Genomic DNA, 19,280 nt, shown 5'->3' with positions numbered 1-19,280 from the left:
ATCGGGGAAGCCGGTATGACTCCGCTAGGCGTATGGGCGCTCGGGTGGGTCGGTGCGCACTGCGCTCAACGCCGTCATCGTCGGGATGGTGCTACGGCTCGAATCGCTCTGCCCGGCAGGGATCGTGCCCTCCACCTTGATCCACGTGTTGTCCGGATAGCCGGTCAACTGGGCGGCGGCCGGCCCCGAAAGGTGAATACGGGCGAGTTGGGCGTCGGCTGCGCAACAGATGATCACCACCCGGGTCAGATCCGTCCGGTCACCGTCGCGCATCGTGAAACCGGACACCGTGACCGTGCGGTTGTCGAGCGTGCCGGCACTGTCCTGCGCGACGCGGATCAGCAAGTCGGGCAAGGCGATTTCCGGTGCGCGGTCATCGGGTAGAGGCGGAAAAGGCCGCCGCAGAACGTCAGTGGACACCTCGGCCACCGACGCGGCCTGCGGACGTATCGCCGGTGGCACCACGAACGCCAGCAGGGCGATCGGGATGAGCAACAGCCAGGTGGTGCCACGCCGGTGGGCATGGTCGTGGTGGGCGTGTTGCTCGTCGCCGCCGTGCCTGATGTCGGCCACGATCGATGCCAATGCCAGCAGGATCAAGAGCAGAGAGGTGGCCGCGAGATAGGGAAGCAGCGATGGCTTCACGTAACGGGTGAAAGCACCGGTGAGGGTGACGATGCCGGTGCTGACTCCGATCAGCAGCAACAGCGCATTCTCGGTTTCCCGGCTCACTGCGTACCGACGATCAGCAATCCCACACCGGTCGCGGCGACGGTGGCGACCAGAAAGGTCGCGGGTGCGAACCGATTGGCGAAGGGCCGGCCGAACATCCCGGCCTGCATCGCGAACAGCTTGATGTCGACGGCCGGGCCGACGACCAGAAACACCAGCCTCGGCAGCAGCGGCAGCATGGTGAGGCTGGCCGCGACGAACGCGTCGGCCTCCGAACATAGTGCCAGCACGACGGCCAGCACCGCCATGGTGATCACGCCGAGGATCAGCTGGCCGGCCAGGTGCTCGTAGACCCAGGTCGGCACCAGCACGTGCAGCGCGGCCGCGGCCGCCGCGCCGATGACCAGGTAGGACGCTGCCGAGAGGAAGTCGTGGCGGGCCGCCTCGGTGAACACCATCCACTTGGAGCCTTCACCGTGCCGGGGCTTGGGTAAGCGTCGGGTGATCCACGCCGGGCTGCCGAACCTGGCCCACAGCGCACCCATGATCAGCGCGGTCAGCAGCGATGCCGCGCACCGGGCGGCCACCATTTCGGGGTGGCCGGGGAACGCGACGGCCGTCGCTACCAACACGACGGGATTGACGGCAGGTGCCGCGAGCATGAACGTCAGCGCCGCGGCGCCCACCGCGCCACCTTGGGCGCCGTCGCCGAAAAGCCTGCGCGCCACCGGAACCGAACCGCATTCACACCCAGGCAGAGCCGCGCCTCCGATGCCCGCCGCCAGGATCGCCGCGCCGGTACGTTTCGGCAGCCATCTGGCCAGGCGGTCCGGCGTGACGAAAACCGCGATCAGTCCGCTGATGATCACTCCGAGTGCCAGAAACGGCAGCGCCTGCACGAACACACCGCAGAACACGGTGGCCGCCGTCGCGACATCCGGTGTGCCGTCCACGAAACCGCGCAGCGCGTTGCCGGCCAGGGCCAGCACGATGACACCGACTACCAGCACTTGCATGGATGTCGGCCGCCACCGGAGTGCTGCCGAAGTCGTGGCCACGGCGGACATGATGCCAGCCATGGTTGGGACCGGGCTGTGCGGCACGCAAATGACTATCATTTTCATTCGGTGGGGCTAGGCTGGGTAGATGGTGTGGCATGGCTTGCTGGCGAAGGCAGCGACAACGGTCGTCACCGGCGCGGTCGGGGTGGCGGCGTACGACGGCCTACGTAAGGCGGTGGCCAAGGCGCCCATTCGGGAAGCCGCGGTGACGACGACGGCATGGGCGTTGCGCGGCGCCCGCAAAGCCGAAGAAAGCGCCGAGTCGGCCCGGCTCAAGGTCGCCGATGTGATGGCCGAGGCGCGGGAACGGATCGGTGAGGAAGTGCCGCCGCCCGCCGTCGCCGACGCCGGGCATTCGCACGATCACTGAGTGTCGTGGCCACGTCAGAGGTCGTATCCGACGCCGCGGGCCGGATGCGCGTGCACGCGCCGTGGTTTCGCGGGGACGCACTCCGCGCCGTCGCGATAGAGGACTCGGTCGACCAGGTGGCGGGCGTGCGGGCCGTGCACGCTTATCCGCGGACCGCCTCTGTGGTGGTTTGGTACTCGCCGAAGCGGTGCGACCGCGACGCGGTGATGGCGGCGATATCGAGCGCCGCAGAGGTGGCGCGACACCTGGTGCCGGTCCGGACGCCACGTTCGGCCGACATCCACAACGCCGACATTCTGCGGATGGCCATCGGCGCTCTCGCCCTGGTGCTGCTCGGTGTTCGTCGTTATGCCTTCGCCAGGCCGCCGTTGCTCGGACCGACCAGTCGGATGTTCGCGACGGGGGCCACGATCTTCACGGGCTATCCGTTCCTGCGCGGTGCGCTGCGCACGTTGACCGGAAACCGCAGCGCGGGCACCGATGTCCTGGTCTCGGCCGCCACCGTGGCAAGCCTCGTGCTGAGGGAGAACGTCGTAGCGCTGACCGTCTTGTGGCTGCTCAACATCGGTGAATATCTGCAGGATCTCACGCTGAGGCGGACCCGGCGGGCGATCGCCAACCTGTTGCAGGGAACTCAGGACACAGTGTGGCTGCGTCTGGCCGACGGCACCGAGGTCGAGGTTCCCGTGGACGGGTTGCGGGTCGGTGACGAGGTCGTGGTGCACGAGCAGGTCGCGATCGCGGTCGACGGCGTGGTCAGCGACGGTGAGGCCATCGTCGATCAGTCGGCGATCACCGGCGAGAACCTGCCCGTCGCCGTCACGGCCGGGGCCAAGGTGTACGCGGGCTCGGTTGTGGTCCGCGGGAAACTGGTGATCACCGCCGAGGCGGTCGGGCGGCACACCACCATCGGCCGGATCATCACCCGCGTCGAGGAAGCCCAGCATCACCGGGCGCCCATTCAGACTGTCGGTGAGACCTTTTCGCGACGCTTCGTCCCCGCGTCGTTCCTGTTGTCGGCCCTGACGCTGGTGGTCACCAGGGACGTGCGCCGCGCGATGACGATGCTGTTGGTCGCCTGTCCGTGCGCGGTGGGATTGGCGACCCCGACTGCCATCAGTGCCGCCATCGGCAACGGTGCCCGGCGCGGCATCCTGATCAAGGGTGGCTCGCACCTCGAGGAGGCCGGCCGCGTGGACGCCGTCGTCTTCGACAAGACCGGCACGTTGACCATCGGGCGTCCGATTGTCACCAATGTGGTTGCCTTCCACAAGGACTGGGAACCAGAACAGGTGTTGGCATATGCGGCCAGCTCGGAAATCCACGCCCGTCACCCGCTCGCCGACGCGGTGCTCCGGTCGACCAAGGAGCGGCACATCGAAATACCTCCACACGAGGAGTGCGAGGTGCTCGTCGGACTGGGGATGCGCACCCGGGCCGACGGACGAACACTGCTGCTGGGCAGTCCTTCGCTGCTGGCGCAGGAGAAGGTCCGGGTGACCAAACGTGCCTCGGAGTGGGTGGACAAGCTCCGGCGCAGTGCCGAGACGCCGTTGCTGTTGGCCGTCGACGGAAAACTGGTCGGCCTCATCGGTTTACGTGACGAGATCCGGCCCGAGGCCATCGGGGTGTTGCAGGCATTGCGGGCTACCGGTGTGCGCCGCATGGTGATGCTGACCGGTGACCATCCCGATGCCGCCGCAGCCGTCGCCGAGGAGCTCGGCATCACCGAATGGCGCGCCGAGGTGATGCCGGAGGACAAGCTGGCCGTGGTGCGTGAGCTGCACGGTGAGGGCCACACCGTCGCTGTCATCGGTGACGGCGTCAACGACGCGCCGGCACTTGCCGCGGCCGATATCGGCATCGCCATGGGGCTCGGCGGCACCGATGTGGCGGTCGAGACCGCCGACGTGGCGCTGGCCAGTGACGACTTGCGACGACTGCTCGACGTGCGGGCACTGGGGGGTCGAGCGGTCGATGTGATTCAGCAGAACTACGCGATGTCGATCGCGGTGAATGCCATCGGTCTGCTCGTCGGTGCCGGCGGCGCGCTCTCGCCCGTGCTTGCCGCGGTCCTGCACAACGCATCGTCGGTGGCCGTGGTGGCCAACAGCGCCCGGCTGATCCGCTACGAGCTCGACCAGCCGCGGCAAGGCGCTCAGTTGTGAGCGCTCACCCGGATCAGGCTCCGATCGGCTCGTAGACGCTCCGGCAAATTTGAGCGGTCCCACTGCCCCGCTGCGATCCAGCCGCAGGCACCCCGCGCGTCGGCTTCGTCCACGATCGGCCCGATCCAGATCGCGGCCGCGCTGGGAGCCCGGTCCGTCGAGCAGGGCTGCAGGACCAGTACCGGGTTGGGGTCGGCGCCCCTGGTCGCGCAGGTGAACGTACCCAACAGGCATTGGGTGCTCACCAAAATTCCGTGCGGGCAGTTCCGTACGACGTCCCGCAGCATGCGGAACAGCGGCGATCCGGGATCGGACGACGGGCAGTGCATGCAGAGAGCGACGGTGAATGGTTCGCAGGTGTAGACCTGCTGCGACATGCGAACACCTTTCCATGGGGCCGGCGCGGCCTTGCAGCAGTTGAAAATCGTTTTCAACTGATCGGGTTCACGCTACAGTGCGGAACACGGCTTGTCGAAAATCATTTTCAATAAGCCTCGGGTGGGCGGCACTGTTGCGAAGGGGTCGAGATGGGGAATGTCCGTTCCGGCTGCGCGTTGAAAGTAGCTGCCACACGTAGGATTTCATCCAATCCGTCCGCCGCTACCGCGACGAGATCGAGGACTCATGGCTCAAGGTCCAGGTCGCGGGCTTCATCGGTCAGGAGATGACGCACGGTCTGCAGCACCGTGTCGCCAAATCGGCTTTCATCCCGACGACGTCGACGACAGTGAGTTACTCGAGCACCGGCACGACCACTATTTCGGCGGAGAGGTGCCCTGCTGGATCATCTCCGGTAGCGCCGAACATTGGTGTGTCCGCATCACGACAGCTCTACTTTGCTTGCCAGCCAACGTCCGTCGATCTTCTTCATGGTCATCCTGATCCTGCTGCGGTCCAGCCGGGGCTCGGGCATGGTGGCGTTGCTCACCGACTGATCGACGAACAACAGCACTTCGACTGTGTCGTCCGAGGCTGATTTGACGGCTGATTCGACCACCATGCCGTGGGCCGCCGCCTTGTTGTCGACGAGAAGCTGGCGCAGTCGAACGCTCGACTGCGCGTACATGTCCTTGAACTCACCGGTGGCGCCGTCCAGGATGCGGGTGAAATTCTCGTCGACCTTGCTGCTGTCGATGCTCGTCAGCACCTCGGCGTAGGACGTGGCCGCCGCCCGCGCCTGGCTGCCCGCGGCGTCGAGTTTCCGGAGGTGCCAGACCTGCCAGCCCAGTGACGCCGACGTTGCGGTGGCCGCGATGAGGACCGCCCCGCCGGCTGCCACGAGCAGCCGACGCCGCCGACCGCTGGCGGGTTTTTCGTCGTCGACCGGAGTAGTGGTGTCGTCGTCAGTTGTTGCGGTCACGGTGGGTTCCTCGTCGAATCTCTGTGCCGGGCAGGCTTTTACCGGAGCGTTGTGTCCGTCGCCACATTCCGGTGGTCCAAATGAAATCGGCGTTGACAGCGGGCGACGCTCACCCTACGTTATGCCGATAACGATAACCATTTTCATCTAGGGCCGGTTCTGCGGCCGCGAGGAGGGGGTTGCGATGACCGCTGGAACGCCCGTCGGGACGGCCGGGACCGCCGCGGACACTCAGCAACCGCGACTGAAAGACGGCGAACATCAGCCCGGATGGTTCGTCAGTCGCCGAGTCGACATCTACTTCGTATTCGGTCTGGGAGCATTGCTTTCGGCGATCCTGTTCGCCGCCGAAAGTCACAAGGGTGTGTTTCTTGTTGGAGCGGTGGCATTTTCGTTGCTGTCCGACCTCCCGCACGTGTTGACCACGACGGTGCGCGTGTGGCTCGATCCGCGGGAACGGTCCCGGTACCGGTTGCATTACGTGCTGAGCTTCGCTGTCGTCGCCGCGATCGTGGGCGTGCTCTGGTTCGGCGGGTGGTTGGTGCCGCTGTTGGCAATCTGGGCGTACTGGCAGGTCTTCCACGTTCTCAAGCAGCACTTCGGCATCATGAACATCTACGCCGCGAAGAACGGATACAAGGGCCCCCGGAGCCGGCTCAAGTACGCGCTGTATGCCGCCTGTCTGGCTCCGGTTCTCTACCGGGCGAGCCATGGGCTGCACTTCTCCGAGTACGAGGTGTTCGGCCACCGGCTGCCGTTCTCGAACCTGAGCGTGCCGGTACCGCCCATTCCCGAAGTGCTCATCGTCGCCGCGTACGCGGTCGCCGCGGTGTTGCTCGTCTTGGCGGTCGCCGAACAGGTCAAGCTGCGGCGCGACGGGCAGACGGCGCTGCCTCCGATGGCCGTGGCCACGTTCATCATCGCGGCGCTGTCGTACAACTTGTCCTACCTGCTGGTGTCGGACCTGTTCGCGCTCATCCTGATCGCGACGACCACCCACAGCCTGCAGTATCACTTGATCAACTGGACCAGGAACAACACCCGGTTCGCTGCCTCGACCGACCCCGGCGAGAAGAAGCTGCTGCTGGCCCGGCTCTCGACGCGTAAGGCACTTCCGCTCTACGTCGCGGGCCTGGCGTTGCTGGGCATCCTCGCCGGACAGTTGGACACCGTCATCTTCGCGGTTCCGCTGATGTTCGTGCTGCACCACTTCTACATGGACGGGGCGCTCTGGAAGAGCAAGGGCAACCCGGAGCTGGCGTACGACCTGGGAATCGTTCGTGCCAAGTGATCTGAAGACATCGCTGGTCGTCCGTGAGGTCACCTCCCACGCGGAAGCCAGCCGGTTCGTGGACCTCCCATGGGGCCTGTACCGCGGAGATGCCCGGTGGCGGCCGGTGTTGCGCCGGGGCATGCGGACCAAGATGGACGCCAGGAAGAACCCGCTGCATCGCGAGGTCGACGTCGCCAACTTCGTTGCCTACCAGGGTGATAGGCCCGTCGGGCGGATCTCGGCCAGTATCGACTCCGAGTACGTCAAGCGGTACGGCGACTGTGGCTTCTTCGGGCATTTCGAGAGTACCGATCAAGAGGACGTGGCCGGTGCACTGCTGGAAACCGCGGAGAACTGGGCGCGCCGCCGTGGCATGGGCAGGATGATCGGGCCCTACAGCTATTCGACGCGTGAGGAAGTGGGCCTGCTCGCCGAGGGCTACGGCACCCCGCCGACCCTCATGCAGCCGTACAACCCGCCGTATTACCTGCCGCTCGTCGAGTCCGCCGGGTATCGAAAGAAATTCGACAGCGCTTCCTATCGCTGGAACACCGGGGCCGACAGTGCCGTTCAGCAACGCCTCGTCAAACGTGCCGATGCGGTGATGGACGCGCAGGGCGCGACGGTGCGGTCCGTTCGGATGAAGGATTTCGACAACGAGCTGGAGACTCTTCGCGGCCTCTACAACGACTCCTTCGCCCACCATCCCGAGAACGTCCCGTTGAGCAAGCCGGTGTTCGCCGGGATGGCCGAACAGATGCGGCCGTTGATCGATCCCCGCATCGTCCGGATCGTCGAGGCGGACGGTGTGCCCGTCGGGTTCCTGTTGATGCTGCCCGACGTGAACGAGATCGCCGGGCAGTCCGGCCGGCTCACCCCGTCGATGTTGATGCGCATCGCGGCCAAGCACCGGGGACGGATCCGCGGCGTCGACACCGCGGTCGTCGTCCTGATCGGCGCCTCTGAAACCCGGTTCGGGGCGGGCATCGGCCGGATCCTGGCCGGCGAGATCGTCAGGGCGAGCACCGGCAGCGGGTATTCCTCGGTGGCGACAACCTGGGTGCACGAAGAGAATGTGTGGTCGAATTCTCTTGCCGCCCAGATGAAGACCGAGCCGGACAAACGGCACCGCGTTTACCAGAAGGCGCTGTGATGAGCGGGCGAATCCTCGTCACAGGAGGAGCCGGGTACCTGGGCAGTGCGCTGGTCGCCGAGCTGGTTCGCAACGGTGAAGCGGTCACCGTCATGACCGGACCAGACGACGGTGCGGCCCAGCCGGGGGGTTTGGGCGGTGCCGTCGAGGTGGTCCGTGCTGACATCACCGATGCGGCCAGTGTCGATGAGGCCCTGCGGGGCATCTCACACGTGTATCACCTCGCCGGCATAGCTTCGCCGAATTCGCGCCTGTCCCACATCATCTGGAACACGAACGTGCTGGGGTCCTATCACGTCGCGCAGAGCGCACTCCGCCATGGAGTCCGCCGGGTCGTACATGTGTCGTCGACGGCGGCCATCGGATATCCGCCCGACGGTGTGGTCGCCGACGAGCAGTTCGACGTCAGGGATTCGGTGCTCGACAACGTGTACGCCGCGACCAAACGGGCCGGCGAACGCGTGATGCTCGACTTCGGAGAGCGCGGACTCGACGTCGTGGTGGTCAATCCCGCAGCGGTTTTTGCGCCGACGGCCGGGCCGCCGCGATCCTGGCAGGCGCTGCGGACCGCCGCCCGGCGAGGGCTGCTGCGCGGCGTGCCCCCCGGCGGAACAGCGGTCTGCTCAGCCCGCGATTTCGTCGCCGGCGCCACCGCCGCGATGGTCAAGGGCGGATCCGGTGAGCGGTACATCCTGTCCAGCGTCAACCTGACGTATCGGCGGATCGCCGAACTGCTGGTCGAAGCCGTCGGGCGGAGCCACCGCGTCCGGCCCCTGCCCATGGGGTTGTTCCGGACGGCCGGGGCAGGGAACCGGGTGATGCGTGACCTGATCGGCAACCCACGGCATGACGATGCGCTGGTGCCCGAGAACGTCGAGCTGATGGGACGACACGTGTACTACGCCTCGGACAAAGCCGAGCGGGAGCTCGGAATACCGAGAATATCCGCCGCAGAGCTGATTACGGAGTTCATCCGATGACCACTGATACCCGCCAGACAGCGGCCGGGACGGGCTCCAAAGACGTGCTCGGCATATCGATGGCCGAGGCGCGGTCGCTGATCGCCGACCTGACCGCACGACGCCGCTGGATCTATTGGGTCGATCTCACCGCGTGCGTGGTGATCGGCTACACCACGTTCCTGCTGTGTCCGGCCGACCGACTGCTCTCACCGCTCGGAATCGGTTGCATGCTGATCGCCGCCCTGGCGTTCTACCGCGCGGTGCTGTTCGTCCACGAGATCGTGCACGCACCCCAGGAGCTGCGCGGGTTCTCGGTGGTGTGGCACCTGGTGTGCGGAATCCCTTTGCTGGTGCCGCAATTCACCTACGAGTTCCACCAGGATCACCACGGCTCGCGCACCTACGGAACCGCCGAGGACGGTGAGTACGTTCCGTATGCGACCGAACCGCGCTGGCGGGTGATCACGCTGCCGTTCACCGCGTTGCTCGGTCCGCTCGTCTTTGTGCTGAGGTTCCTGGTGTTGGCGCCGCTGTCCTGGTTGGTCCCGCCGATCCGGTCCTATGTCCTGACCCGGGCATCGGCGCTGATGATCGACGCGGACTTCGTCCGCAAACTGCCCGAAGGGCACATCCCCCGTTCCTGGTTGGTGCAGGAAATCGCGTGCTTCGCGTACCTCGTGGTGATGCTGGCACTGCTCGTCGGCGGGGTGTATTCGCCGGACCGGCTCGCCGAGGCGTACGTGATCGTCGCGGCGGTGCTGTTCGTCAACTGGATCCGGGTGCTGGCCGCGCACCGCTACGAGAGCCGCAACGAGCGGATGACGTTTCCCGAGCAGGTGCTCGACTCCATCGACCATCCGTCGATGCCGGTCATCGGGGAACTGTGGGCCCCGCTCGGGCTGCGCTATCACGCGGTACACCACCTGTTTCCGAAGCTGCCCTACCACCAGCTCGGCAAGGCGCGTCGTCGCCTGGCCGAGGCGATTCCGCGTGACGGCGGGTTCTGGGCCACCGAGGATCGGTCGCTGACCGCCTCCCTGAGACGGCTTCTCGCCCACCCACGGGAGGCGCTGTGATGCGCGAATCGTCGGCGGCGACCTACTCCCGGCGGCTGTCGATCAGGCCGATCGAGGCGGCCGGTGCCCGGTTGCGCGACGCCGACGGCCGCTGGTACGTCGACTGTCTGGCCGCGGCCGGGGCGATGTCGCTTGGCTGGAATCACCCGGTTGTCCGCGAAGCGGTGATCAAGACTCTCGAATCGGGAGAACCGTGGCAGTCCCTGGACTTCCACACCCCGACCAGGGAACGCTTCGTCGAAGATCTGCTGTCCATCCTGCCGCCGGGGCTGGCGCGGGAAGGCCGCGTGCACCTGTGCTCGCCGAGCGGTGCCAGTGCCGTCGAGGCGGCCCTGATGCTCGCCGAGGTAGCCACCGGTGGGCGCGAACACATCGGCGTGCAAGGCGGTTTCCACGGCTGCACCCGGGCCGCCCGGGCAGCCAGTTCCGGCGGCGACCTGCGCCGCCAACCCGTAGTACTGGCGCCGCACGCCACCTTCCTGCCGTACCCCCAGGACTACCGGTGCCCCTTCGGGGTCGGGGGCGAGCGTGGCGTCGACCTCGCGATCGCCGCCGTCGAGAACCTGGCCCGGCCGCACTCGGGCATCACGGCACCGGCCTCCGTCCTGGCGGAATTCGTGCTGGGAGAGGGTGGAGTGATCCCTGCGCCGTACCGTTGGGGTAAGGCGTTGCGAGACATGGCGACCCGCCTCGATGTTCCGCTGATCGCCGACGAGGTACAGGCGGGGATGTTCCGGACCGGGCCGGCCTGGGCGTTCCAGCGGTGCGATATCGAGCCCGACATGATGGTGATCTCGAAAGGACTCGGGTCCGGACTCCCCATCGCGGTACTGGTGATCCGCGACCGCTATGACGTGTGGGAGCCCGGGGCGTTCACGGGCACCTTCCGCGGCAATGCGATGGCGTTCGCCGCCGCCGGCGCCGTGATCAGGTTCGCTGTCGAGACGCGGCTGTCCGATCGCGTCCATGCGACGGGCGCAGCCTTTCTCGACGGATTGAAATCGGCTGCGGCGCAGTCCGAGATCGTGGGCGACGTGCGCGGTGCCGGGTTGATGCTGGCGGCCGAGATCGTCGACCCGATGAACACGGGGCAACACGGCGCGGCGGCCCCCGATGCGGAACTGGCGCAGCGCATCCAGCTGGCCTGTCTGCAGCACGGTCTGATCGTCGAGACCGGCGGACAGTACGGGAACGTGGTGCGGTTTCTGCCCCCGCTGACCATCGACGAGGCCGACATGTCGACGGCACTCACCGCCTTCGACGCCGCCGTGCGACAGGTCCAGCGGCAACGGCCGGCAGGCAGCGTCCTGATGGGAGCACGGTGACCCTCGATACGAGTCCGTTCGCGGGCGACTTTCTCACCCCTGGCGGATTGGCCGGGTATCGCGAAGCGCTGACCCTGGCGGCCATCTGGACCGGGACCGAGCTGCGCGATCCGGCGAGTCCGGGCCTGGTATCCGGGTACACAGAGTTGGACCGGGCGGTCGAGGAGTTCAGCCTCGACGCGCCAGCGGGAATCGGATTGCCGCGCGCGCTCGGTGAGGCCGCCGGCCTGCTGTCCGGACGCTCGGCCGTCGTGACGCATCCCGGTTATCTGGCGCATCTGCACTGTCCTCCGACGGTGTCGTCACTGGCAGCCGAGATCCTCGTCAGCGCCTTCAACCAGTCGCTGGACTCCTTCGACCAGGCACCGGCGGCCACTGCCGTCGAGCAGAAGGTCATCCGCGACCTGTGCGCCGTACTCGGATACGGCGACGACGCCGACGGAACGTTCACCAGCGGCGGCACCCAGTCCAACCTGCAGGCGCTGATGATGGCCCGAGACCTGTTCGCCCGGGACAGATTCGGGTCTGACCTGGCGGCGGGGCTGCCGGCCGGCGCCGGATCCTGGCGGGTGTTGTGTACTCGCCAGACCCATTTCTCGGTGCGGCAGGCGCTGCGGATCCTGGGGTTGTCGGGTGCCGTGGTCGAGGTGCCGACCGATGCGGCCGGGCGCATGCGTGCCGACGCGCTCGGTGACTGCATCGATCGGGCGGTCGAGGCCGGCACGCCGATCATGGCACTCGTACTCACCGCCGGAACCACCGACTTCGGCGCGATCGATCCGCTGCCGGAGGCGATCACCGTTGCGCGCGAGCACGATATCTGGACCCATGTCGACGCCTGCGCAGGTGGCTGCCTGATGTTCAGTGACACCCATCGCCAGCTGCTGCGCGGAATCGAGCACGCCGACTCCATAGCCATCGACTTCCACAAGCTGTTGTTCCAGGCGATCAGCTGTAGCGCACTGCTGGTACGACGAAGCGATTCCTTCGACATACTGGCCGACCACGCCGATTACCTGAACCCGCTGCAGGATTCGGCCGAAGACGTGGTCAACCTGGTCGGAAAGTCGCTGCAGACCACGCGTCGGTTCGACGCTCTGAAGGTGTTCGTGACGTTGCGGGCACTGGGCAGGCAGCGGGTGGGAGAGATGATCGAGGCCACCTGTGCGGCCGCGGCTGCGGCCGCCGATGCGGTGTCCGATCATCCGCGCCTGGCACTGGTGGCACCCGCCGCCACGAACACCGTCGTCGTGCGTTGGCAGCATCCGGACCTGTCGGATACCGAATGCGACGACGCCAACCAGGCGATCCGAACGGCCCTGGCCGAATCCGGGCGTGCCGTTCTCGGCCGGTCGACCGCCGCCGGAGGTCAGGCGCTCAAGCTCACCTTCGTCAACCCGCTGATCACTCCCGAGGCTGCCGCCGACGTGATCGCCGCCATCGCCGCTGAGGGACAACGGATCCTGCATGCCCGGGGAAGGGAATTCACCACCGCATGAACACCAGATCACTGCGGGTCGAGCGCGTGCGACCCGACGATGAACGGTTCGGTTGGGCGAAGAGCGTCGAGTACACCATTTTCGGCCTGGAGAACGACTACGCGAGCGAGGCGGACATCGCGGCCGGCGAGATGGTGCACTACCGGCCGTGGGAAAGGTCATCGGAGATCTTCGTGGGCATGCGCGAGGATTCCGACGAACCGGTCGGGGTTCTGCGGGGTCTACGCGCCGATGCCCGACTCGGACTGGACAGCTTCAGCACCTTGCGCGACGGTCGCCACTATGCGGCGGCCGGCCGGCCGTTACGGAATTACCTTTACCCCGAGTGGAATTCCTTCTTCGACGACATCTCACCTGAGCGGATCGCCGAACTGGCGACCCAGGGTGTGCTCAAGAAACACCGGCGCGTGGGCATGATCGAGCAGATCTGGCAGGCATTCTTCGGCAGCCTGGCGGCCGACGGCGTCGACTACGTCACCGTGGCGCTCGTGGTTCCGCTGTTCGAGTGGTACAGCCGGCTGTTGTCGCCCCGAATTCACCAGATCGGCGAGATCATGCCGGACTACATCGGGGCGGACAGCGTCCCCGCCGTCGTCGACATCAGCGGGTCCTTCATCGCCGATGCCACCAGAACCCTTCTACCGTCCAGCAGTTAGAGGAACACACCAGATGCGATCGATTCACACTCAAGAGCACGTCTTCCGAAAGGTCAGCGAGATCGACTGTCCCGTCGACCTCGTGTGGGACCGGGTGACCACCCAGGAGGGCATCAACGACGAGATGGGTCCCTATCTCAAGATGACCATGCCACGCCAGTTCCGGGGACAGTCGATCGCCGACGTCACCCCCGGTACCCGCATCGGCAAGAGCTTCCTGCTGCTGTTCGGCATCGTGCCGTTCGGCTTCGACGACATCACCATCGCCAAGATCGATCCCGGCCGCATGTTCCGGGAAGAGTCCATCATGACCGGAATGCGGATCTGGGTTCATCACCGCACCCTGGAACCGTTGGGGGACAAGACCATCGTCACCGATGAGATCACGCTGGCTCCACAGGCACCGATGGGTCTGATCCCCGGCTGGGGAAAGGTGATGAGCCGGGTCCTGTCGGCCTTCTTCACCCACCGGCACCGCAGGCTGAGCCGGACCCTGACCGGTGCGGGCGCGGCGAGGTGAGGCGGATTCTCGCGGCGGCCGGGGCAGGTTTGCTCGGGTCCGGTCTGCTGGCCGGCTGCGCACCGGTGAACGAGGAGGCCGGAAGGCCGGTGGGGCACGCATACGAGCTGCTGAAGTACCCCGACGCGGTGGCCGAACCGGGGGCCGAACCCCGCGCCGGATCACCCTTCGGGAGTTACCCGTTGGAGATTTCGGGCTCGGTCACCTACCTCGACGAGAAGACATCGCTGCCCACGTCGGGTGTACTGACCATCGGCCCGGGACCGCGGCGCGGTGAGCTGAAGGTCGAGCAGTACTACTCCGGCGACCGTTTCCCGTACGAGACCGGCATCGTCTCCACTGGGTCTGACGATGCCGGGGCCGGCACTCTCGATGCGATCACGATCGTCAACCCGCTCGACTCACGCGTGTCGTTGCAATGCGCAGTCAACGGTGGAATCGACCTGGGAGATACCGGGGAACCGCGTGAACTGACCGGCTCGTGCGGTGGCGGCGCGGCGGTACGCGGAAGTGTGCGTTCAGAAGGCACTCGGAACAGCAGCTGGCGCGGCAAACCTGTCGAATTGGTCCGCACCGTGGTCGATCTCGACGTGACCGGGGTGAGCACCGGCACGATCCACCAGGTCAACGAGACACCCAAGGGCGGCAGTTTTCCGCTCTACACCGAGCTCAAGGTGGACCTGACCGCGCAGGGCATCCATCTGACCGAAGAGCTGGAGCGCCACGTCCTTCCCAGAGTCGGAGATTGAACGGCCCATGTCTGAAGACAACCAAGACAATTCGTCGCCGGCATTGCTCGCCGAGGACGTCACCAGGTCGTATCCGGGCACACAGACCCGTGCCGTCGACGGACTCAGCCTGACGGTGCCCCGCGGGGTGGTCTACTGCCTGCTCGGCCGCAACGGCGCCGGCAAGACCACCACCATCCGCATGGCCACCACGCTGCTCGCACCGACGAGCGGCCGGCTGGAAGTGCTCGGCATCCCCGTCGCCGAAACCGATGAGCTGCGACCGCTCATCGGCGTGGCGCTGCAGGAGGTCGCACTCGACCTGTGGATGTCACCGGTCGAACAGATCCGCATGAGCCTGGCGATGGCCGGCTGGCCGAAGTCCGAAAGGTGCACGCGCGAGGACGAACTCGTCGAACAGTTCGGCCTGGGCAAGTACCTCACCCGCAAGGTCGGGGCGTTGTCGGGCGGGATGCGTCGCCGCGTCGACGTGGCGCTGGCGGTGGCGCACGACCCGAAGATGCTGTTCCTCGACGAGCCGTCCAGCGGCCTCGACATCGAGGGCAAGCAAGAGGTGTGGAACGCCATCCGGTCTCTGCGCTCGCAGGGCCGCACGGTGGTGTTGACCACCCACGACATGGACGAAGCGGTTTCGCTGGCCGACGAAGTCGGGATCATCAAGGACGGCAGATTGGTCGCCTCCGGTTCGACCCAGGAATTCACCAGAAGTCATGGATTCGTCGCAGCGATCTCGTCGGGCACACCGATACCCGATACGGCGGTGCAGGGATTGTCCGCAACCGGATACGCCGTGGAGCGTACGAGTGACACCACGCTGACGACGGCCCTTGAGTCGGCGTCGGCGTCCGCCCTCGGCAGGCTCAGCGCCGAGCTGGAGCGAGTCGGACTGGGCGAGGCCGATATCGAGGTCCGGTCGACCTCACTACGTGACGCGTTTCTGGAGGCCACCCGATGAAGTCGTTGTCGAACACCCTGCGGCTGCTCCGCCGCTACGTGGTCGTGGGCCTGCGCCAGCCGGTCTTCGGTTTCATCTTCCCGATCGTCTTCCCTGTGGTCCTGGTGATCTTCGTGCGATCGATGTTCCAGCGGGTCGCCGATCTGCCCGGATTCCCGTTGTCGTCCTATACCGCCTACATCGCCCCGGGCCTGATCATGCTGATCCCGATGCTCGGCGCCGGCTACGGCGCGGGCACCCTGATCGACGAGATCCGGTCCGGCTTCACCGATCGGCTGCGGCTCTACGGGGTGTCGACCAGTCAGATCATGGCGGCGAAGTTCGGATTCGAGATGTTCCGCATCCTGCCCGCCGCAGTCATCGTGATCGCGCTGCTGGCCCTGCTCGATGCGCCGCTGCGGGCCGGGACCCTCACTGCCGCACTGCTCGTCGTGCTGATGTTCCTGTGGTCGGCGGCCTACAGCTCGCTGTTCTACCTCGTGGCGCTGCGCACGCTCAACCCGCAGGCACCCGTGGCGATGCTGCCGCTGGCACTGCCGGTGTTGTTCATCAGCCAGGCGCTCATGCCCTCGGTGTTCCTGTCGGACTGGCTTCGGTTCAGCATCAACCTCAACCCGTTCTCCCACATCGTGGCGGCCGCGTCGACCATCATGTACGGCGAGTTCGACACCGGCACCGTCATCACGGGTTGCCTTGTCGCCATTGGCATGTTCGCCGTTCTCCAGATACCCATTCACCTGGTGATTCGCCGCAAGATCGGAAGGTAGTCAGGCCGTGTCAGAAGTACGGGAATTCCTCATCGAGTTCATCACCGACGAACTCGAAATGCCCGCCGAAGATGTCAACGATTTCTCGGAGCTGGTCGGGGACCTGGGTTTCGACTCACTGTCGTTCGCCCTCGGGGTGTCCGAGATCAAGAACCGATTCGGCGTCGTGCTCAACAAGGACGATGTGTTCGGATGCAAGACCGTCGGCGCGCTGGTCGAGCTGGTGGAGAACCGCACCCTGCTGGGGCAGCCGTGAACCGCATCCTGGCGAGACTGCAAGGCGCGGTGGGTATCACGTCGCGCGGTCTCACCGCGGCCCCGGTGGATCCGGACGGCAGCTCGCGGCTCGAACAACTGACCAGGGTCACCTGGGCGCAGGTGCACCGGTCCGGCCGCGCCGTTGCAGGCGGGCTGCAGCAGGCCGGGGTCAAGCCGGGAGATGCGGTGGCCGTGCTGGCCGGCGCACCGGGCGAGATCGCCCCGCTGGTGCAGGGCATCTGGATGTCCGGTGCGGCCGTGACCATGCTGCACCATCCGACCCACCGGACCGAGATCTCTGCCTGGGCGGCGGATCTTATCCCCACGTTGTCGACCATCGGCGCCTCGACTGTCGTCGTCGGTAGCCCCTTACTGGCCGCCGGCGAGGCGCTGTCCGCGGCCGGGGTGCAGACCCTGCTGCTGACCGAATTGCTCGACGCGACACCGGGTCAGATCGTGGAATCGGACGAGGACGCGATCGCGTTCGCACAGTTGACTTCGGGATCGACCGGCAGGCCCAAGGCCGTCGCGATCAGCTACCGCAACATCGAGGCCAATCTGGTCGGGATGGCGGCCGCCTCGGGTGCGGACCCCGAGACCGATGTCGTGGTGAGCTGGCTGCCTCTTTTTCATGACATGGGCATGATGGGCTATCTGATCACGCCGATGTGCCTGGGCATCGAGACCGTGAAGGTCACGCCGGTGGACTTCCTCGGCGATCCGCTGCTGTGGCCCGAGCTGATCACCAGGTATCGCGGAACCATGACCGCGGCCCCGAACTTCGCGTACTCGGTGCTGGCGCGCCGGCTCCGCAAGGCTGCCGACGGTGCCTACGACCTGTCGTCCTTGCGGTTTGCGCTCAGCGGAGCCGAGGCCATCGACATCGCGACGCTGGACCGGTTGACCACCGAGGGCGCGCGATTCGGTCTGCGCAAGCACGCCATCGTGCCGGCCTACGGGATGGCGGAGGCGACGCTGGGAGTGTCGTTCGTCCGTCCTGGCGATGAATACCGGGTATGTGCGCAGCAGGTGGCGCTCGGGCAGCCGCTGCCGGGTTGTCAGATCCGTGTGGTGGCCGAGGACGGGACCGTGGTCGAGTCACCTGCGGTCGGTGAACTGGAGATCCGCGGCGAGAACGTGACCCGCGGATACCGCACCCCCGAGGGTTTCGAGGCGGTCACCGACGCCGACGGATGGTTTCGCACCGGCGACATCGGTTATCTGACCGACGACGGCCAACCCGTCATCTGCGGCCGCAAGAAAGACATCCTGATCGTCTCGGGCCGCAACGTCCATCCCGAGGACATCGAGCAAAGCGTGGCCGGGGTGGCCGGTGTCCGCTCGGGAGGCGTTGCAGCGGTGCGGTTTTCCACCGCGGCTGCCGGTGAGGGGTTCTCCATGGTTGCCGAATCGGCGCTGCACGACGACACTGCCGAGACCGCGCGGATCCGTGCCGAGATCGCCGATCGAATCTATCGGCGGCTCGGGCTCAGCCCGCGGGCAGTGCACGTGGTCCCGGCCGGCTGGCTGCCCAAGACCTCCTCGGGCAAGTTGCGACGGTTGGAGACGACGGCGCGGTTGGCCCGGCTGGGACATCCCGGGGAGCGTGAACTCGCCCGATGACACTGCGGGACACCAGTTCCCGTGTTGTCCAGGTAGGTGCGGGATACCTGCGTCGCCATCCGGTGGCGGCGCTGGCCACGGTCGGTGAGCAGGTGGTATTCGGATTGACGACGATCCGGTTCTGCGTCACCGACCTGCTGGCCGGACGTTTTCAGTGGGCCGAGTTCGTTCGGCAGGCGGCGTTCATGGCCGGGGCGGCCGTCATGCCGACGATCCTGGTGGCACTGCCGATCGGGGTCACCTTGTCGATCCAGTTCGCGCTGCTGGCAGGACAGGTCGGCGCGACCTCGCTCGCCGGTGCGGCCAGCGGACTGGCCGTCGTGCGACAGGCCGCCTCGCTGGTCGCCGCACTGTTGCTGGCCGCAGCGGTGGGCGCCGCGATGACCTCGGACCTGGGCTGCCGGACCATGCGCGAGGAGACGGCCGCGATGGAGGTAATGGGTGTTTCGGTGATCCGCAGGCTCGTCGTGCCCCGGTTCGCGGCAGCGATCGTCATCGGAGTCGCCCTGACCGGGGTGGTGTGCTTCGTCGGATTCCTGTCGAGCTACCTGTTCAACGTCTACGTACAGGGCGGTGCGCCAGGCAGTTTCATCGCCACCTTCGCCTCGTTCGCCACCACGGGGGACATGCTGCTCGCATTGTTCAAATCGGCGGTGTACGGCGCGATCGTCGCGGTCGTGTCCTGTCAGAAAGGGCTGGCCGCCGGGCCGGGACCGGCAGGCGTGGCCAACGCCGTCAACGCCGCGGTGGTGGAATCGGTTCTGGTGCTGATGATCGTGAACGTCGCGGTGAGTCAGCTCTACACCATGCTGTTCCCACGGACGGGACTGTGA

General features: G+C 66.5%; 20 protein-coding genes and 1 pseudogene. 17 read left to right on the top strand and 4 right to left on the bottom strand.

The genetic code is table 11. From position 1 onward, the window contains the following. Positions 1–24: 24 nt before the first annotated feature. Together A5740_RS27015 and A5740_RS27010 are read right to left on the bottom strand one after the other, a co-directional pair. Positions 25–732 (bottom strand): TIGR03943 family protein, encoded by a 708-nt coding sequence (locus A5740_RS27015; RefSeq protein ID WP_076199326.1) that lies wholly within the window; start codon positions 730–732, stop codon positions 25–27. After that, positions 729–1,688 (bottom strand): permease, encoded by a 960-nt coding sequence (locus A5740_RS27010; protein ID WP_217696715.1) that lies wholly within the window; start codon positions 1,686–1,688, stop codon positions 729–731. The genes A5740_RS27015 and A5740_RS27010 overlap by 4 nt, the downstream gene beginning before the upstream one ends. Positions 1,689–1,818: 130 nt before the next feature. Here A5740_RS27010 and A5740_RS27005 point away from each other — a divergent pair, with 130 nt between their 5' ends. Together A5740_RS27005 and A5740_RS27000 are read left to right on the top strand one after the other, a co-directional pair. Continuing rightward, positions 1,819–2,103, top strand: coding sequence for a DUF1490 family protein (locus A5740_RS27005; RefSeq protein WP_003882487.1), 285 nt, complete (start codon positions 1,819–1,821; stop codon positions 2,101–2,103). A 44-nt stretch (positions 2,104–2,147) separates the two neighbouring features. Beyond that, on the top strand, positions 2,148–4,271 hold the full coding sequence (locus A5740_RS27000; protein ID WP_175616380.1) for a cation-translocating P-type ATPase: 2,124 nt from the start codon (positions 2,148–2,150) through the stop codon (positions 4,269–4,271). On the opposite strand, the gene A5740_RS26995 is transcribed toward A5740_RS27000, so the two are convergent. Further along, the gene (locus A5740_RS26995; RefSeq protein ID WP_254849352.1) at positions 4,262–4,648 is read right to left on the bottom strand and encodes a hypothetical protein; all 387 of its coding nucleotides are present in this window, start codon (positions 4,646–4,648) and stop codon (positions 4,262–4,264) included. The genes A5740_RS27000 and A5740_RS26995 overlap by 10 nt on opposite strands. Before the next feature lie 206 nt (positions 4,649–4,854). Between A5740_RS26995 and A5740_RS26990 the strand changes: the two are divergent. Next, positions 4,855–4,959: pseudogene (locus A5740_RS26990) on the top strand (metal-dependent hydrolase); the annotation flags it as partial. A 132-nt stretch (positions 4,960–5,091) separates the two neighbouring features. Here A5740_RS26990 and A5740_RS26985 read toward each other — a convergent pair. Next, positions 5,092–5,631 (bottom strand): Mce protein, encoded by a 540-nt coding sequence (locus A5740_RS26985; protein ID WP_076199322.1) that lies wholly within the window; start codon positions 5,629–5,631, stop codon positions 5,092–5,094. A gap of 184 nt (positions 5,632–5,815) precedes the next feature. Here A5740_RS26985 and A5740_RS26980 point away from each other — a divergent pair, with 184 nt between their 5' ends. Genes A5740_RS26980 through A5740_RS26915 form a run of 14 tightly spaced genes read left to right on the top strand, consistent with a single transcriptional unit; the run spans position 5,816 to position 19,280 of the window. Then, positions 5,816–6,922: a hypothetical protein gene (locus A5740_RS26980; RefSeq protein ID WP_076199320.1), complete on the top strand. Its 1,107-nt coding sequence runs from the start codon at positions 5,816–5,818 to the stop codon at positions 6,920–6,922. 13 nt (positions 6,923–6,935) lie between these two features. Beyond that, positions 6,936–8,057, top strand: a complete 1,122-nt coding sequence (locus tag A5740_RS26975; RefSeq protein WP_371454816.1) for an N-acetyltransferase — start codon at positions 6,936–6,938, stop codon at positions 8,055–8,057. After that, the gene (locus A5740_RS26970) at positions 8,057–9,037 is read left to right on the top strand and encodes an NAD-dependent epimerase/dehydratase family protein (RefSeq protein ID WP_076199316.1); all 981 of its coding nucleotides are present in this window, start codon (positions 8,057–8,059) and stop codon (positions 9,035–9,037) included. Before A5740_RS26975 ends, A5740_RS26970 begins: the two co-directional genes overlap by 1 nt. Then, complete coding sequence (locus A5740_RS26965) at positions 9,034–10,095, top strand: fatty acid desaturase (protein WP_076199314.1); 1,062 nt, start codon at positions 9,034–9,036, stop codon at positions 10,093–10,095. Before A5740_RS26970 ends, A5740_RS26965 begins: the two co-directional genes overlap by 4 nt. Beyond that, the gene (locus A5740_RS26960; protein ID WP_076199312.1) at positions 10,095–11,420 is read left to right on the top strand and encodes an aminotransferase class III-fold pyridoxal phosphate-dependent enzyme; all 1,326 of its coding nucleotides are present in this window, start codon (positions 10,095–10,097) and stop codon (positions 11,418–11,420) included. Before A5740_RS26965 ends, A5740_RS26960 begins: the two co-directional genes overlap by 1 nt. Next, complete coding sequence (locus tag A5740_RS26955) at positions 11,417–12,919, top strand: pyridoxal-dependent decarboxylase (RefSeq protein WP_076199310.1); 1,503 nt, start codon at positions 11,417–11,419, stop codon at positions 12,917–12,919. The genes A5740_RS26960 and A5740_RS26955 overlap by 4 nt, the downstream gene beginning before the upstream one ends. After that, a complete protein-coding gene (locus A5740_RS26950; RefSeq protein ID WP_076199308.1) occupies positions 12,916–13,575 on the top strand; it encodes a hypothetical protein in 660 nt (219 codons plus the stop codon). Before A5740_RS26955 ends, A5740_RS26950 begins: the two co-directional genes overlap by 4 nt. A gap of 13 nt (positions 13,576–13,588) precedes the next feature. Continuing rightward, positions 13,589–14,095, top strand: coding sequence for a hypothetical protein (locus A5740_RS26945; protein ID WP_076199306.1), 507 nt, complete (start codon positions 13,589–13,591; stop codon positions 14,093–14,095). Further along, positions 14,092–14,844, top strand: a complete 753-nt coding sequence (locus tag A5740_RS26940) for a hypothetical protein (RefSeq protein ID WP_083654458.1) — start codon at positions 14,092–14,094, stop codon at positions 14,842–14,844. The genes A5740_RS26945 and A5740_RS26940 overlap by 4 nt, the downstream gene beginning before the upstream one ends. Positions 14,845–14,851: 7 nt before the next feature. Continuing rightward, the gene (locus tag A5740_RS26935) at positions 14,852–15,799 is read left to right on the top strand and encodes an ABC transporter ATP-binding protein (protein ID WP_076199304.1); all 948 of its coding nucleotides are present in this window, start codon (positions 14,852–14,854) and stop codon (positions 15,797–15,799) included. Further along, positions 15,796–16,566 (top strand): ABC transporter permease, encoded by a 771-nt coding sequence (locus A5740_RS26930; RefSeq protein WP_076199302.1) that lies wholly within the window; start codon positions 15,796–15,798, stop codon positions 16,564–16,566. Before A5740_RS26935 ends, A5740_RS26930 begins: the two co-directional genes overlap by 4 nt. A gap of 58 nt (positions 16,567–16,624) precedes the next feature. Then, on the top strand, positions 16,625–16,822 hold the full coding sequence (locus tag A5740_RS26925) for a phosphopantetheine-binding protein (protein WP_254849357.1): 198 nt from the start codon (positions 16,625–16,627) through the stop codon (positions 16,820–16,822). Further along, the gene (locus A5740_RS26920) at positions 16,759–18,447 is read left to right on the top strand and encodes a fatty acyl-AMP ligase (protein WP_371454814.1); all 1,689 of its coding nucleotides are present in this window, start codon (positions 16,759–16,761) and stop codon (positions 18,445–18,447) included. The genes A5740_RS26925 and A5740_RS26920 overlap by 64 nt, the downstream gene beginning before the upstream one ends. Continuing rightward, entirely contained in the window at positions 18,444–19,280 is an 837-nt protein-coding gene (locus A5740_RS26915; protein WP_076199296.1) for an ABC transporter permease, read from the top strand. Before A5740_RS26920 ends, A5740_RS26915 begins: the two co-directional genes overlap by 4 nt.

The sequence above is a fragment of the Mycobacterium sp. GA-1841 genome (assembly GCF_001954135.1).
Classification (GTDB): domain Bacteria; phylum Actinomycetota; class Actinomycetes; order Mycobacteriales; family Mycobacteriaceae; genus Mycobacterium.
The sequence above is the reverse complement of the archived record's forward strand: the minus strand, read 5'-3'. Positions and strand labels throughout refer to the sequence as shown.